The following is a 15,949-nucleotide window of genomic DNA, read 5'->3' on the forward strand; positions in this document are numbered from 1 at the left end:
ACAACTATTATACGACAAATTAACTAAATTATACGACAGGATAAGAAAAAGATGAACAAATTATTAGTGCATACGATTGAATAACTAAACTGTATGCCAGCACACTATAAAAATCCGGAAAACGATGTATATCTCGTCTTCCGGATTTTTCAATTTTAAAGTTACATTCTGCTCTCAATTTCTTTCCATGCTTCGTCCATGCCAATTCCTTTTTCAGATGAAAAGACAATTAACGCATCATATGGCCGCATTGCAAGTGTTTCACGAACGACTTTTTTATGCTTTTCCCATTTCCCCTTAGGAATCTTGTCCGCTTTCGTCGCAATGATGATTGCAGGCATTTTATTATCTACTAGGAAATCGTACATTGCACAATCTTCAGCACTTGGAGCATGGCGTAAATCAACAATTTGAATGACAGCACGAAGTGGTTCCCGTTCAGTCATATATTGTTGAATGAATTTCCCCCATGTTTCACGAGAAGACTTTGATACTTTCGCATAACCGTATCCCGGTACATCAACGAAAAATACTTGCTCTTCGATTTTATAAAAGTTTAACGTTTGTGTCTTACCTGGCTTCGAAGAAGTTCGCGCAAGGCTTTTTCTACCTATCATCTTGTTTATGAAAGATGATTTACCGACGTTCGACCGGCCTGCTAATGCAAATTCCGGATACCCTTCTGTCGGATATTGGTCGGGTCGTACAGCACTCATTATCATTTCTACGTTATTGACTTTCATTCGGAAGTCTCCTCCAATGCAATTTCGAGGACCTCTTCTGCGTCAGAAACAAGTTTAAATGTCATTTCCTCCCGGACGCTTTCTGGAATATCTTCGATGTCGCGCTCATTTTCTTTTGGCAAGATAATTGTCGTCAAGCCAGCTCGATGGGCACTTAATGTTTTTTCTTTCAAGCCACCAATCGGTAAAACTCTACCGCGCAGTGTAATTTCACCGGTCATCCCGACTTCACGGCGTATTGGCCGTTTCGTCAATGCAGAGACCAGTGCTGTAGCAATCGTCACGCCGGCTGATGGACCATCTTTAGGAATTGCGCCTTCAGGAACGTGGATATGAATATCACACTTTTCATGGAAATCCGGATCAATACCGAACTCCACCGTTTTTGAACGTACGTAAGACAATGCAGTTTGTGCAGACTCTTTCATAACATCTCCAAGTTTACCGGTCAGGATAAGTTTACCTTTTCCTGGCGATAAAGAAACTTCAATCTGCAATGTATCTCCACCAACTTGTGTATAAGCAAGTCCTGTCGCTACGCCTATTTGGTTCACCGTCTCCGCCTGTCCATACCTGTATTTCTTTTTACCAATGAGAGATTCAAGTGTTTTAGGACTAACTGAGATACTTTTCTTCTCACCCGTGACAATCAGTTTCGCAGCTTTACGGCAAATACCTGCAATTTGTCGTTCTAGGCCACGTACACCCGCTTCGCGCGTATAATACCTTACAATGTCCTGAATCGCAGGATCATTGATACGCACTTGCGACTTCGTGAGTCCGTGCTCTTTCAACTGTTTCGGTATCAAGTGATTTTTCGCGATAGAGCGCTTCTCAATTTCCGTGTAACCGGCAATTGAGATGATTTCCATGCGGTCACGAAGCGGTCCTGGAACGGCACTTAAATCATTGGCAGTCGCAATGAACAAGACATCCGATAGGTTATAAGGTTCTTCGATGTAATGATCACTGAATTTATCGTTTTGTTCTGGGTCAAGCACCTCAAGCATTGCGGACGATGGATCCCCCCGGAAGTCATTCGACATCTTATCGATTTCATCCAGTAGGAACACCGGGTTAATCTTACCAGCTTTTTTCATCGCCTGTATAATTCGACCTGGCATAGCACCGACATAAGTCCGTCTGTGACCGCGAATCTCCGACTCATCGCGGACTCCACCAAGTGAGATTCTAACAAATTTCCTGCCAAGAGATTCTGCAATAGATCTAGCTAATGACGTTTTTCCGACACCGGGTGGACCTTCCAGACAAAGAATTGGTCCCCGTAATGAGTTCGTTAACTGACGAACCGCCAAATATTCAAGAATACGTTCTTTAACTGCTTCTAATCCATCATGGTCGCGATTTAAGATTTCTTCTGAGCGACTAATATCGAGCTGATCTTTTGACGCATCGGACCATGGTAACGTTACGAGCCACTCGATATAATTGCGGATGATTCCACTTTCAGCTGCAGCAGACGGTAGTTTTTCATATCTGTCGAGTTCACGCAACGCGGCTTCCCTAACGCCTTCCGGCATACCGGAACTCTCAATCTGCTCAGTCAAGTCTATAACTTCCAGACCTTTACCGTCTTTATCACCCAGTTCAGTCTGAATTGCCTTCATCTGCTCACGCAAATAAAACTCTTTTTGCGTTCGCTCCATTGCTTCCCTAACACGTTCATTAATTTTCTTTTCAAGCTTCAGGACTTCTTGTTCATTATAAAGTCTACTCATAAGCCATTCAAGGCGTTCATTGACACTTTTTATTTCAAGTACTTCTTGCTTTGCAACCAATTTGAGCGGTAAATGAGAAGCGACCGTATCTGCCAGTCTACCAGGCTCTATAATTGAAGCGACAGAGTCATATGTTTCTTCTGTCACTTTTTTCGAGATTTTCGAGTACTTTTTGAAGTATGTAAGTAGCGTTCTCATTAGCGCTTCAGATTCTGCATCAATTTCCTCATCATCTGGATAACCAATTACTTTAACCACAGGATAAAGATCTGCTTCCTCATAATCAGACCATTCTGCACGTTCAATTCCTTCAATAAGTATGCGATACGTCCCGTTTGGTAATTGCGTCATCGATTTAACAAACGCCAATGTCCCTACTTTATACAGATCCTCCGGTTCCGGATTTTCTATACTTATATCTTTCTGTGTAGCGAGAAAAATAAGGTTATCTTGTGCGATTGCGTGTTCAATGGCAAATACGGAGCGCTCTCTTCCAACATCAATATGTAAAACCATCGTAGGGTATACGAGCAGCCCACGAAGCGGCAACAATGGTATATTGTTCAATTCATTAGTTGACATGCGGAAGTCACCTCCATTAATTATGTATATCCAACTTTTGGTTTATTAAAACGTTGAAAAAAAGCTGACATCCGAAGAGCGCATTTTCACACGCATCATCGGAGTCAGCTTCATCCTTCAGGCGTTACGCCGAGTCTTTCTCATTATCCAGATGAACTCGGGTACCGTCCGCTGTTAAAAGAATTGGATTTGATTGCCCCAAGACGGAGTCTTTTGTAATGATACACTCAGTCACTTCTTCAAGTGAAGGCAGTTCATACATTACGTCGAGCATGATATTCTCTATGATTGAACGCAGACCACGAGCACCTGTTTTTCGTGTAATTGCCTCTTTTGCAATTTCAAGCAAGGCATCATCTTCGAATCGCAGTGCAACATTGTCAAGTCCAAACATTTTTTGGTATTGTTTCACAATTGCATTTTTCGGCAGCGTCAAAATCTGATACAGTGTATCTTCGCTCAACTGTTCCAAACTCGCAAGAACAGGTAAACGACCTACGAATTCTGGTATCAAACCAAAACGTTGAAGATCTTCCGGAATCAGTTTAGCAAGGTAAGACTCCTCTTCAATAACCAAGTTCGGCTCAGCACCGAAACCAATTACTTTTTGTCCAATACGGCGCTTAATGATCTCTTCGATGCCGTCAAATGCTCCCCCAACAATAAAGAGGATATTCGTCGTATCAATTTGGATAAATTCTTGATGTGGATGTTTACGACCGCCTTGTGGTGGTACGCTCGCAACTGTCCCTTCAAGAATTTTAAGAAGTGCCTGTTGGACACCTTCCCCTGACACGTCACGTGTAATGGACGCATTTTCGGATTTACGCGCAACTTTATCGATTTCATCAATATAGATGATCCCTTTTTCCGCACGATCCACATCGTAATCTGCAGCCTGAATCAGTTTCAATAGAATATTTTCTACGTCTTCTCCAACATATCCCGCTTCCGTCAAAGATGTAGCATCCGCAATTGCGAAGGGTACGTCGAGGATTCTAGCAAGTGTTTGAGCAAGTAATGTTTTACCGCTTCCTGTTGGTCCGATTAAGACAATATTGGATTTCGATAGCTCGACATCATCAATCTTACTGTTCGAATTAACACGTTTATAGTGATTATAGACAGCGACTGAAAGTGATTTCTTTGCACGGTCCTGTCCGATAAGGTAATCATCGAGTATACTTTGAATTTCTTTCGGTTTGGGAACATCTTTAAGCTCGAAACCTTCTTCAAGTCCGACTTCCTCTTCGACGATTTCAGCACAAAGCTCAACACATTCATCACAAATATAGACGCCTTGACCAGCGACTAACTTACGAACCTGCTCCTGGGATTTCCCGCAAAAAGAACAGTTCAAGTTATCTTTTTCATCGTTAAATTTGAACATTATGCTCACCCCTATTCAAGTGACAATCTTACAAGATTCCCCGATTTTTATCAACTAATTAGAATTCTTCCCTATTCAAGAAGGTCAATCTATGTCTTTCTATGAAAAACAAGGTACGGTCTTCCGTACCTTGTCCTTATTTCACTTTATTATTCAGTAATCTTTGCGTTTTCAACCAGGAATTCAACTGTTTTATTGAAACGAAGGTCGTTTTCAAGAACCGAAGTTCCACCAAGTGTCGTTTTGATTTGCTCAACATCCATACCGAATTGTGCGGACATTTTTTCAAGTTCTGCATTCATGTCTGCTTCTTCAACTACGATGTTTTCAGCTTTACCAATCGCTTCAAGTACTAGTGAAACACGAACACGGTTTTGTGCATCTTCTTTCATTTGTGAACGTAGTGCTTCTTCATCTTGTCCAGAGAACTGGAAGTAAAGCTCAAGGTTCATACCTTGTGATTGAAGACGTTGTCCGAACTCTTCCATCATACGTTCGATTTCAGAATTAATCATTACTTCCGGAATTTCGACTTCCATATTTTTCGCAGCCGCTTCGACAAGATCGTCACGAAGTGCTACTTCAGATGCCGATTTTTTCTCTTCCAAAGTAGCTTCTTTCAGCTTCGTACGCAATGCTTCAAGACTTTCCACTTCTTCATCAATTTCTTTTGCAAGTTCGTCATCTAGTGCAGGAATTTCTTTTGACTTAATTTCATGAAGTTTCACTTTAAAAATTGCTGCTTTTCCAGCAAGTTCAGCTGCATGATATTCTTCTGGGAAATTCACTTCTACGTCTTTATCTTCGCCATTTTTCATGCCGATCAATTGCTCTTCGAATCCAGGAATAAATGAACCTGAACCGATTTCAAGGTCGTACCCCTCAGATTTCCCGCCATCGAAAAGTTCTCCATCAACAGAACCTTCGAAATCGATTTTCACTGTGTCGCCATTTTCAACTGCGCCATCTTCTTTAATAGCTAATTCAGCGAATTTTTGTTGACGCTCTTTAAGTTGCTCTTCGATTTCTTCGTCAGTGACTGTTGTTTCCTGACGTGTTACTTCAAGGCCTTTATAATCGCCAAGTTTAACTTCCGGTTTCAATGTAACAACCGCTTTGAAAATAAGTTCTTTTCCTTTTTCCATTTGTTCGATGTCGATTTCAGGGCGATCGATTGGTTCAACGCCTGCTTCGTCAAGAGCATTTGAATATGCGTCTGGAAGGATGAAATCAAGTGCTTCATTGTAAAGTGATTCTACACCATACATTTTTTCAAACATTTGACGTGGCATTTTCCCTTTACGGAATCCTGGTGCCTGTATTGTTTTCACAACTTTCTTGAATGCTTTATCAAGACCCGCCGTTACTACTTCTGCGGGTACTTCTACTGTTAGAATCCCTGTGTTTCCTTCTTGTTTTTCCCATTTAACTGTCATTATTAAATACCTCCGAATCGTTTTGGCCAATATCTTTTGTTACGTATATACTGCATTGACAACCATTTCAGTATATCATAGTCTCTTCATCTTTCAACAGATTTCGCACTTTGCTAAAGGTCCGAATCGTTGTCAATCTGTTGAATAAGTAAGTTCAGTGCTGTCTCGGGGAACTGCTCACCGGAAAACAGACTTTCTATGTAGTTTACATAGGCTGTTGCGACTTCTTCTGCTTGATGTGTCCCCCAGCCGAAAGGGAATGCAGTAATTGCAAATTTCTCGATGAGACCTTGCGCCATTTCTAATCTAGATGGATCTTGTAGTAACCGACGATCCACTTCTTCAAGGACTAGTTTCGTTAATTCATCTTGCCCAGGTAACGTCATAGCTGTTGGAACAACACGCTTCTCCCAGCCAAATTTCCGCACTGTAAGTTCATCAGAGTGCCCCGTTTGCTGCAGGAGCGTCAATGCGAACGTAATGGCTAACGGTGCTACATCGTCCCGCACTACGATTTTCTCAAGTAAAGGGACTAAGTCAGTTAGGTCACTACCTTCAAGCGAAGCCAGTGCATACTGTTGTGCTAATGCATCCATCTTCATGAATTCGTCCAGTGTGAATAATTCCATTCGATAGCTGGGCTCGTCCTGTGCATAGCGCTCAGACAACCGACCATTCAATTCCCGCAGATAATTGAATTTGTTCAGCATATCAGGTGGAACGATTCCTTCATCAATTAGCGCATCAATTGTCATTTCAACTTCATCGTACTCCTGCAGTTGAATGCTAATTGTCAAATACAGCTCCATTGCATCGACGTAATCGGCGGTTCCGCTATGAAGGAGCCTCGCTGCAATTTCTTTTGCACGTTGAAAGTCTTTTGTTTCGTAAAGGGCAACAGCGTATGGTCCTAGAAATTCCGGATTGTCAGGTTCATATACAATCGCCTGATCAAATGCTTCCACCGCTAATTCATAGTTCTCCTGTTCAACGGCTACATGGCCATTTTCAACAAGCTTTTCAAATGTTCCTGGAAAGACGATAACATTTTCTTTTTTCCTGAGTCTTCCGTATTTCTTTCTCAATACGCGCACCTTCTCTCATCATTTCCCACTATATCACAGCGATTTCTGTTTTAACATTGATAGTTGGTCGATTAGGAAAAAAAGTCGATGGACTGTCCCGAAAAAAAGTAAAGCGTCACCCGACCGAAACTTGGGTGACGCTTTCACAAGGATTTGAAAGACCTATATATACTGTGTCGAATCAATGATTCCATTGAATATCGCTTCGGCGCTTAGGAGATGCCTCTCGCCATAATCCAACTGGCTTTGCCACCAGTCTTAGGGCTTTGGCTACCCCTGTAAGGTGCCCACACTGGGTTCAAGTAAGCACTCCAATGCCAGTTACTAACACTAGATTCAATATACCGTACTGTAATTCATTAAACTGACGTGATTATTGACCGATACCTTCTGATTTTATTACTTCATCCACTTTAGCCATTAGTGCTTCTTCATCTTCACCGTCAGCGATGATTTTAATATCGGCACCAGCTGAAATCCCCAGTGACATAACACCCATAATCGATTTCAAGTTCACTGTCTTTTCCATGTATGCTAGTTTTACATCTGACGTAAATGGTGTCACCGCTGAAACTAATACGGATGATGGACGTGCGTGTAGTCCTTCGTTGCTAGTAACTTTGTAATTTTTCTCAATCATTTTAAACTCTCCCTTTTGATTAATTAGTCTATTAAAACTTAATTCGCTTGCCATAAGTAGCAATCATTTGCTCATTATGTGCAGAGCTCCCATCCAAATTTGCACTTTTAAATATTGGTGGTTCTATACCACTCTCAATCATCATACCAATCACACGACTGAATGTCGCATGAAGAAGCATATTCCCAATTACACCAGAAGCAGGAGCATAAGGCATTCCCTCCGAAATTAGAAGCCCATCCCCTACCGGTATATGCGTATTCAAAACAGCTTCCGCAACATCTTCAAGTCTATTTCCTGAATGGTGTTTGGACGGCTGTTCATACGCATTGTAGTAAAGAGACTGGAGGGAAACCACATAAGCCCCAGACTCTTTTGCAATGTTCGCTACATCAATTGGTACCACATTTCGTCCGGAAGTTGAAATGATAATGATTACATCTTCAGGACGAATGTCTAGCTGACCCGCAAATGTTTGAGTGAATTCGGGGTCTTTTTCATTCGTAGATGCTTGGGTGGCCCCATTATGAAGCATCAGTGACTCGACAATAATAGGTCGTACAGGTACTAAACCGCCCGCACGAAAAAATGGTTCTTCTGCGATTAAGTGAGAATGTCCTGAACCGAATAACTGAACAATACCACCAAGCGAAAGACGTTTCGTCATCTCTGCCGCAATTTCTTCAACAGATTGCTGTTCTTCACAAATAACTTTTTTCATCAACGATTCGATTTCCTTGAAATATTCATTCATACTATCATCTCCGAATCTCACTGATAAATTTATAACGATCTGCCCGATATGTACTTCGAACAATTTCAATCGGAACATCGTTCGTTAAATAACTGATTCGTTCTATCAGCAACACTGCTGAAGGCATAGTAATTTGTAGAAACCCTGCATCTTCCTTTTTCACTAACACAGCTTCCATGCGTTGCGAGGCATGGCTAATTATCAGTCGTTTCTCCTTTTCAATAAACGAATAAAGTGATCCTTCTATGTTATCCAATTCAAGGTCCGGGACCAGCTTGACAGGAAGATACGACCTTTCAATCGCCATCGGTTTGTCGTCCGCATACCTAATTCGCTTAACGATGAATACTTCTTCATCCTTAGCCAACTGTAACTCATGCGCAATATCCATTTCAGGTATCATTCTTTCAAATCTAACAAGTATGTTACTAGGTTTCATCCCACGCGACAGCATATCTTCTGTAAAGCTTGTAAGGCCACTAAGGGGCTGTTCAATCTTGGGCGTCGCCACATAGGTTCCGCGTCCCTTTTCACGATAAAGGAGCCCTTCATTTACTAGATTCGTGATGGATTGGCGGACAGTCATGCGACTCACGCCAAACGTATCCGTCAATTCACGTTCAGAAGGGATTGCCACACCAATTACAAAATCCCCCTGCAGAATTTGATTTTTCAAATAGCTCTCGATTTGAACATACATGGGTACCGGTGACTGTTTATCTAGCATAGTGCTCACTTCCCTAATGAATTTACCAGTTCATATGCATCCCGATCAACAATAAGTACAACATTATCATGATTCCATAAAATGGATGCCGGAAAACTTTCATTCACATCTTTACTTAATAATATTTTCACAGCTTCTGCTTTATTTTTTCCGGATGCCATTATAATAATTTTCTTGCTTTTCAATATCGATTTGATGCCCATTGTAATCGCGTGTGTTGGAACATCATCAATCGAAGGAAAGAAGCGTGCGTTGCTTTCTCGGGTAGATGCAACAAGTTCCACGACATGTGTCAGGCTGTTTGAATCTGTTCCTGGTTCATTAAATCCGATATGCCCATTTTTTCCTATGCCCAATAGTTGCAGATCAATCGGTCCTACGCTATCAATCACTTGTTCATAACGCAGACATTCTTCTTCTGCCGAATCAGATGCCCCATCTGGAATATACGTATTTTCAGTTGAAATATCAATCTTATCAAATAAGTTAACAGACATAAATGCCCGGTAACTTTCCGGATGCTCTTTCTCTAGACCAAGGTATTCATCGAGATTAATAGTGCACACATTATTATACGATATTCCACGTGACGTAACGCCTTCAACTAATCGTTCATAGAGCCCTAGTGGCGTAGATCCTGTTGCAAGTCCAAGGACCGAGTAATCATTTTCAAGAATTTGTGCTTCTACCAATTGTGTAGCCTTTTCACTTACTTCATCATAATTATCACATACGATTACTTTCATACGATTACCTCCTTAGTATAAGCAATGTTTCCCCTACAAATAGTCATCTGGACATTCCAGTCCTCATCGATGATTGTAAGATCTGCATCTTTACCAGGCTCAATTCTGCCTTTATTAGAAAGACCGAGTTGCTCGGCGGCATTTGTTGAAGTCATTGCAACAAGTTCAGCCAGTGTGCAATTTGTAATCGACTTCATATTTTTCGCTGCATTTTCCATCGTTAAGATACTTCCCGCAAGCGTGCCATCAGGCAGCCGTGCGTCCTTATTCGTTACCTCTACATCCTGCCCACCTAAATCATACGTCCCAGGAGGGAGTCCTTTTGCACGCATTGCATCCGTAATAAGAATGATTCGATTTGAACCCTTTTGACGATAAGCAAGTTCTACCGATTTTGGATGGCAGTGAATTTGATCCACGATAATTTCAACCGTCAAAGGATCCTCCACTAAAGATGCACCAACAACCCCCGGTTCCCGATGATGAAAAGGGCTCATTTGGTTGTATAAATGAGTCACATGAGTAGCGCCCACTTCAACCGCATTTCGAACGATATCCGAGGTTGCATCTGTATGCCCAATAGACGCAATCACACCACTCGCTGTTACATCTTCAATGAATGCAAGACCGTTTTCCACCTCTGGAGCAACAGTTACAATTTTAATGCGGTTACCACTTAACTCTTGCCATTGTTCGAAATGGATAAAAGACGGCGTTGTAATATGTTCAATCGGTTGTGCACCCGCCCTTACAGCTGAAATAAAAGGCCCTTCCAAATGAACGCCTACCATTTCAGCTTGCCTTTCATCCGCATTAAATAAACTTGCATTATGTAACGCCTTAGCTATCGCTTCGTCCGACTGTGTCATTGTTGTTGCTAAAAAACTTGTAGTCCCTTCACGGGGAAGCGCGCTCGCCAAACCATTTAATGCTTCCGGCGTCGCATCCATTACATCAAAACCCGAAGAACCATGAATGTGAACGTCAATAAATCCAGGCACAACAATCCAATCCTTACCCATTGCATCGATTCGGATGTCTGCAACTTTATTTATAGCAGCAGCTACTTCTATAATTTCGCCATTTTCTATATAAATGTCGCCAGATATACTGTCTTTTTTTGGATCGACAATTGTAATATTTGAAATCAACAATGTCTTCATCAAATTCGTCACTCCTTTTGAGTATCCTACTATATATTAAAATAAATAGTCCATTCAAATCCGCGGTGGCGCTCGGGGATACCTCCCGCTCGTTTTGCACAGGCGTTCATGCGTTTAACATATACAGTATTCTTAATTTTCACTATACACTTAGTTGGTATAGTTGTCTATACCAGTTTGGAAATTTGATAAAATCAATTGTATGCGCTCATTGGACAGATTAATCCGAAAGGAATTGTTTTTCCTATGACGAAAAAGTAGTGCAAACCAATCGCTTTGGTCCGCACTACTACTCGTATATTTATGATTATGTTCCTTACAAACTGCTCATACGGGCATACCTCAATTATTCCATTTTCTATGATAATAATAAATCGTCACCAGCACAATGAATTCCGATGTCGGTATTGCGAGCCAGACGCCCGTTAATCCAAATAGCCGTGGCATAATGGCAAGCAAAATCAGCAAAATGACAATTTCCCTTGCTGCGGTAATCCACGTTGCCATACGGATCTGTCCGATGGATTGATAATACGTCATCATGACAAAATTTGTACCCATGAAAAGATACCCGATAAAGAATAATTTAATACCCGGAATAGCAAGCGCCATCACTTCCTCTGGGAAATCGCCGAACATACTTGCAATTGGAGCAGCTGCAAATTGACCGACGAGTAGGAAGAAGATGCCCGCCCCGAACGCTGTCCCAATCGCCATTCGAACAGTCTTTTTCATCTTGACTTCACTTCCAGCGCCGCGGTAATAGCTAATCAGCGGTTGAATCGCCGCCCCCATTCCTAAAAACAACAGCAGCATGACACTGTGAACATAATTCAATATCGTAAATGCAGACACACCGGCGGTTCCAGCGAGGTATTCAAACGTGATATTATGTGAGATTGTAAAGACCGAAAACCCGACTTCCGCAAGAAAACTTGGAAATCCAATTACTAATATTAGCAGGAAAAGCTTTCGGTTAAACTTAAAGCGCACGAAACGCAAATTACTTTTCTTTCTAAAAAAATGCGTGCTCAATATGACAAGTCCGACAAATGCTCCAATAACTGTTGCCGCAGCAGCACCCTCTACACCATAATCAAGTACGAATAAAAATACATAATTTAAGCCGATATTGACGACTGCCGTAGCAATAAGTGCAATCATTGACAAATTTGGTCCACCGTCATTTCGCACTAAAATACTGAATGTGTTTTCTACAGTGAAGATGAATCCAAACAGCAACATGACCTTCATATAGCCTGCAGTGTACTCAAACGTATCGGCATTCGCGCCTAACAAATACGCAAGTTCCGTCCTAAACAGAAAAGCAATAAGCCCAATCATTATTGTCAATATAAATATAGCAACAATGGCATGTGAAAAAATAACACGTGCCTCATCGGGCCGTTTAGCACCCATCTTTGCGGAATAGCGGGTCGCTGCACCGATTCCAATCCACAGTGACATCGCGACAAAAATTGTATAAACGGGCGCTGCAATACCTACCCCAGCAAGAGCGACTGGGCCTAAACGATTGCCAACCATAATTCCGTCAACCACAATATTGATAGCCATCAGTAGCATCCCAACCATCGATGGGATTAAATACCTCACAAATGATTTCCCTACAGACTCCGTATCTAAACGGTTTACTACTTGTTCCTTTTTCATTACCAATTCAATTCCTTATCTTATATCGTTTCATAAAACATGAAAACGATTTTAGTTTTTATAGTTTCTTCATTCAAAAAAATAGACTGGCAATTGAAATGCCAGTAAGCTCCCCTTTAATTTCCCTTCACCATACCTGTTAATAACACATCCACAATCGTCCCGTACGCTTCCGCAACAGAAATACTATGTTCTAAAAAAAACTGTCGATCGAGCGTTGCATTCGAAGCCTCTATAATCAGCTTCATTAGCAAATCGATATTCCGATCTACAATGACACCCGCTCGGATCCCTTCTTCAAGAAGCCCCTTTAGATCATCCCACTGATGCAGCTCACGATTCACTCGTTCCCACTGTTCAGGATAGGTCCGTTTTAATTGATTCAAAATCCGGAGATCGTAAAACTCATTGTATTTTGGCATGACGACAATCGCCTTACGTATTTTTTCTAGCAGTGTAAGTTCTGAATTATCAATGATACGTCGTGTTTGTTCATCGAACTCAACGAGCGTCATATCAATAATCGAATCAAGGATGTCTACCTTAGATGAGTAATTTTCATATAACGTCCGCTTGCTAATTCCAAGTCGCCTTGCTAAATCATCCATCGTGAACTTAATGCCATTATTTCGCGTTTCTTCAATAAATGCATTGATGATTCTTGTTTTCAAATTTCGACCTCCCCAAAAACTAAAAATCCGAATGTGGTTTTATTAGTTTCATTATACAACGACTGTACGATGAATGTCCACGGAGGTAGGAAGGTCAGGTTTTAAACGATAAAACCAAAAAGAATTATAACTTTTTCACCATTAACTTTTCATTATTACTATCCACTTCACCAGTGAACTGAAAGGAAAATTTCTGATACAAGTGAAGTGCTCCTTGGTTATCGGCAATGATGCTTAAATAGATTTCATTACAACTATACTCTTGTTCTAACCGTTGAATTAATGCGCTTAACATGATGCTTCCTAATCCAAGACCTTGATGTTTAGAATCGATTAAAAACCGATCCAACCACACTCGACCATTTTCTCCTTCATCGGGAAAAAATCCATACATTGCAAAACCAACTAAACTCTTATCCCAATAAAGCCCTACTGGGTTAAAGTTGCTGCATGCCTTTGCCTCATCTAAGCATTGTTGCGGCGTTTCAATAAAAGACTGTTGCTCTTCATTTATACGCAATTTTAAAATATCGTTTATATTGTCGTTCGAAACTTCTTTGATAATTACTGTCATCATTATTCCTTTCATATTTAAAGACTGTATAGTCGACACTTAACAAATAGAATGTTCTTCCAACACCGATTTGTCCGTAATACTGGCAAGATACAACACCTAGTTAGTTCCAAATAAGTAGTGCCGAATATATATACGACTTAAACAGCCGTCGCGTATCTTAATAGCTAGTACTCATTCTCAAAAAACTAAAAAACCACTTTTAGTTTTATAGGTTTTATTGTACACCATCTGCACGTTAAATGTCTATCGAATCAGATCGTAAATGATAATATGGCGAAAAACAGTAGTAAATAAATAAACGTCACGCCCGAGGAAAACCCCATGCGTGACGTTTAATTATCTCACAACATTGTTAGTAATGAACCACCGATAGCCCCTGTAATCACAATAATCCAAGGAGGAAGCTTCCAATAGGTAAGCATACTAAACAAAAGTGCAGCCAAAGCAAAATCAACAGGCGCTATAATTGAACTCGTCCAAATAGGGAAATAAAAGGCAGATATTAATATTCCAATGACCGCTGCATTCACACCCATGATTGCTCCTTTAACCTTCGGATTGCTTCTTAAACTATCCCAAAAAGGGAGTGCGCCGAGAATAAGCAGGAATGCAGGTAAAAACACTGCAAACGTAGCTACTAAACCACCTTGCCAGCCCTTCATTACCGTTCCTAAATAAGCTGCAAATGTAAATAAAGGACCTGGTACTGCTTGTGTTGCACCATAACCAGCTAAAAATGATTCTTCGCTTATCCATCCAGTTGGTACAAATTCCTGTTCTAATAAAGGTAAAACGACATGACCGCCACCAAAAACTAAAGCACCTGAGCGATAAAAACTATCGAACATAGCTACCCAGTAGGATCCAGTTACTTCCCTAATGACGGGTAGCAGAAAGAGTAAAACGAAAAATAGCAGTAAACAAATCACTGAAACACTCTTAGCAATTGGAAATTGAGAACTCTCTTCATCATTTCCTTCGTGGTGCTTGAACAGAATGAACCCCGCGAATGCAGCGATTAAAATGACACCTACTTGAGCAAAAGCTGTTTGCAAAAATAGAGTACCTATTAACGCGAAAAGGGCAATGGATTTCCTTGTTAAATCTGGTGTCAAATTTTTAGCCATTCCGATAATAGCATGCGCAACTACGGCCACTGCAACGATTTTCAAGCCATGTATCCATCCAGCGTTTCCGGCGTCGAACCCAGTGAGCAACAAGGCGAATAAAATAAGTGCAATAACTGAAGGCATTGTGAACCCTATAAAGGAAATAATCCCACCCAAAACGCCCGCCCGCATAACACCTATACCAATACCTACCTGACTACTAGCTGGACCGGGTAGGAACTGAGCCAATGCAACCAAATCTGCATAACTTTTTTCATCTATCCATTTTCTTCTTCGTACATATTCTTCATGAAAATACCCCAAATGAGCTGTTGGCCCGCCAAAAGAGGTCAATCCAAGTCGTATTGAAACTAAAAATATTTCTAAAAGTGATTTTAATCCTCTATTTGTTGATTTAACTTTTTTCATTGCAGACTCGATACAGATCCCCCCATAATTTCAAAGTTCAATATTAATTCCCGACTAGGTAAATGTACCACCTCGACTAAGATATTCAAGATGTAATCAAGAAACTTTACATCTACTTAACATATTTTCCACCTACATCCCGATGATTGGAACCACTTGCCAATAACCGCGAATATTCTTCATCGACTCTTGTATGAATAATACCTTGATGGAGATAAAACATGAGAACCGTTTCCATTACTAGCACCGAAATAAGAAAATAAGCAGCCAGCTTTATAGAGACCTTGTTCATCCGAGAACCAGCCCCTTTCCTATGTAAATAAGTATAGAGATTAAATATGAGGAAGATATGCAGATGACACTCAACTTCAAAAAAGGAAACATTTTTTTGATATTTCGTTTGTCTATATATTCGGCACTACTTATTTAGAATTAACTGGCGGTAACCTCATCCCTATAACGAACAAATCTAGCGAAGGAGCGACAA

15 protein-coding genes are annotated in these 15,949 nt (G+C 40.9%); all 15 read right to left on the reverse strand.

From position 1 onward, the window contains the following. Window positions 1-161: 161 nt before the first annotated feature. On the reverse strand, window positions 162-743 hold the full coding sequence (gene yihA / locus I2484_RS07355) for a ribosome biogenesis GTP-binding protein YihA/YsxC (protein ID WP_207150392.1): 582 nt from the start codon (window positions 741-743) through the stop codon (window positions 162-164). Further along, window positions 740-3,064: an endopeptidase La gene (gene lon / locus I2484_RS07360; RefSeq protein ID WP_207150393.1), complete on the reverse strand. Its 2,325-nt coding sequence runs from the start codon at window positions 3,062-3,064 to the stop codon at window positions 740-742. The genes yihA and lon overlap by 4 nt, the downstream gene beginning before the upstream one ends. A 124-nt stretch (window positions 3,065-3,188) precedes the next feature. After that, window positions 3,189-4,454 carry an ATP-dependent protease ATP-binding subunit ClpX gene (clpX, locus tag I2484_RS07365; protein WP_207150394.1) on the reverse strand — a complete coding sequence of 422 codons (1,266 nt, stop codon included), beginning with the start codon at window positions 4,452-4,454 and terminating at the stop codon, window positions 3,189-3,191. A 149-nt stretch (window positions 4,455-4,603) separates the two neighbouring features. Further along, window positions 4,604-5,890 (reverse strand): trigger factor, encoded by a 1,287-nt coding sequence (tig, locus tag I2484_RS07370; RefSeq protein WP_207150395.1) that lies wholly within the window; start codon window positions 5,888-5,890, stop codon window positions 4,604-4,606. Between the two features lie 113 nt (window positions 5,891-6,003). Next, window positions 6,004-6,975 (reverse strand): tetratricopeptide repeat protein, encoded by a 972-nt coding sequence (locus tag I2484_RS07375; RefSeq protein WP_207150396.1) that lies wholly within the window; start codon window positions 6,973-6,975, stop codon window positions 6,004-6,006. 373 nt (window positions 6,976-7,348) lie between these two features. Further along, window positions 7,349-7,615 carry a phosphocarrier protein HPr gene (locus I2484_RS07380; RefSeq protein WP_218627949.1) on the reverse strand — a complete coding sequence of 89 codons (267 nt, stop codon included), beginning with the start codon at window positions 7,613-7,615 and terminating at the stop codon, window positions 7,349-7,351. Window positions 7,616-7,646: 31 nt separating this feature from the next. After that, entirely contained in the window at window positions 7,647-8,369 is a 723-nt protein-coding gene (locus I2484_RS07385) for a sugar isomerase domain-containing protein (RefSeq protein ID WP_207150397.1), read from the reverse strand. 4 nt (window positions 8,370-8,373) lie between these two features. Beyond that, a complete protein-coding gene (locus tag I2484_RS07390; RefSeq protein ID WP_207150398.1) occupies window positions 8,374-9,096 on the reverse strand; it encodes a GntR family transcriptional regulator in 723 nt (240 codons plus the stop codon). Window positions 9,097-9,101: 5 nt separating this feature from the next. Next, on the reverse strand, window positions 9,102-9,842 hold the full coding sequence (gene nagB, locus I2484_RS07395; protein ID WP_207150399.1) for a glucosamine-6-phosphate deaminase: 741 nt from the start codon (window positions 9,840-9,842) through the stop codon (window positions 9,102-9,104). Continuing rightward, window positions 9,839-11,005 (reverse strand): N-acetylglucosamine-6-phosphate deacetylase, encoded by a 1,167-nt coding sequence (gene nagA / locus I2484_RS07400; RefSeq protein WP_346014165.1) that lies wholly within the window; start codon window positions 11,003-11,005, stop codon window positions 9,839-9,841. The genes nagB and nagA overlap by 4 nt, the downstream gene beginning before the upstream one ends. Window positions 11,006-11,347: 342 nt before the next feature. Further along, the gene (locus tag I2484_RS07405) at window positions 11,348-12,676 is read right to left on the reverse strand and encodes an MATE family efflux transporter (RefSeq protein WP_207150401.1); all 1,329 of its coding nucleotides are present in this window, start codon (window positions 12,674-12,676) and stop codon (window positions 11,348-11,350) included. Window positions 12,677-12,792: 116 nt separating this feature from the next. Then, window positions 12,793-13,347, reverse strand: coding sequence for a TetR/AcrR family transcriptional regulator (locus I2484_RS07410; RefSeq protein ID WP_207150402.1), 555 nt, complete (start codon window positions 13,345-13,347; stop codon window positions 12,793-12,795). Window positions 13,348-13,471: 124 nt separating this feature from the next. Beyond that, entirely contained in the window at window positions 13,472-13,921 is a 450-nt protein-coding gene (locus I2484_RS07415; protein WP_207150403.1) for a GNAT family N-acetyltransferase, read from the reverse strand. Between the two features lie 344 nt (window positions 13,922-14,265). Continuing rightward, window positions 14,266-15,462, reverse strand: a complete 1,197-nt coding sequence (gene chrA, locus I2484_RS07420) for a chromate efflux transporter (RefSeq protein WP_207150404.1) — start codon at window positions 15,460-15,462, stop codon at window positions 14,266-14,268. Between the two features lie 112 nt (window positions 15,463-15,574). Beyond that, the gene (locus tag I2484_RS07425) at window positions 15,575-15,754 is read right to left on the reverse strand and encodes a hypothetical protein (RefSeq protein ID WP_207150405.1); all 180 of its coding nucleotides are present in this window, start codon (window positions 15,752-15,754) and stop codon (window positions 15,575-15,577) included. Window positions 15,755-15,949: the final 195 nt, after the last annotated feature.

It is taken from the genome of Sporosarcina sp. E16_8 (genome assembly GCF_017347095.1).
In the GTDB taxonomy this organism is placed as follows: Bacteria; Bacillota; Bacilli; order Bacillales_A; family Planococcaceae; genus Sporosarcina.